1 protein-coding gene is annotated in these 454 nt (G+C 51.5%); it reads right to left on the bottom strand.

The features are described from left to right. A partial coding sequence (locus D4A39_RS19185; RefSeq protein ID WP_199699497.1) for a 4-hydroxythreonine-4-phosphate dehydrogenase PdxA occupies positions 1-438 on the bottom strand: 438 nt, incomplete at its 3' end. Positions 439-454 lie beyond the last annotated feature (16 nt).

The following is a 454-nucleotide window of genomic DNA, read 5'->3' as shown; positions in this document are numbered from 1 at the left end:
AAGGCCCTTGGCACCTTCGCCCAGGCAAGTTTCAATGTATTCCTTGTGGCCCTTGAACTGGAAGCCCTCAAATTGTGCGTTCTGGTTGTTTACCGGTGCGGTAACGAGCACGTCGAAGAGCTCGTCGCGGTAGTCGGTCATGGCTCGGTCAAGTGCCTTGATGGCTGCCGTACCCGATTCCTGAGTAGGCATGCCCATGTCAACCTTTACCTCCTCGTCTACGGCTGGCAGGAGGTTGATTCTTCCGTCTTCAGCATCTTCTGCTTTCTGGATGATGGAGAACTGGGCAGGCAGATTCATCGCCTTGCGGTAATAAGCTGCCACTTTAGGCGAACCGTAGATGATAGGGGTACAATACTCCAACATCTCTGGCTCACTGAATGCTTTAAAAATGAGTTCGTATCCGATACCGTTGGTATCTCCGTGAGTGATGGCCACTCTAATCTTTTTGCTG

This window comes from Alcanivorax profundi (assembly GCF_003597125.1).
In the GTDB taxonomy this organism is placed as follows: Bacteria; Pseudomonadota; Gammaproteobacteria; order Pseudomonadales; family Alcanivoracaceae; genus Alcanivorax; species Alcanivorax profundi.
Note: the sequence above shows the minus strand (reverse complement) of the source record. Positions and strands in the feature narration are given on the sequence as shown.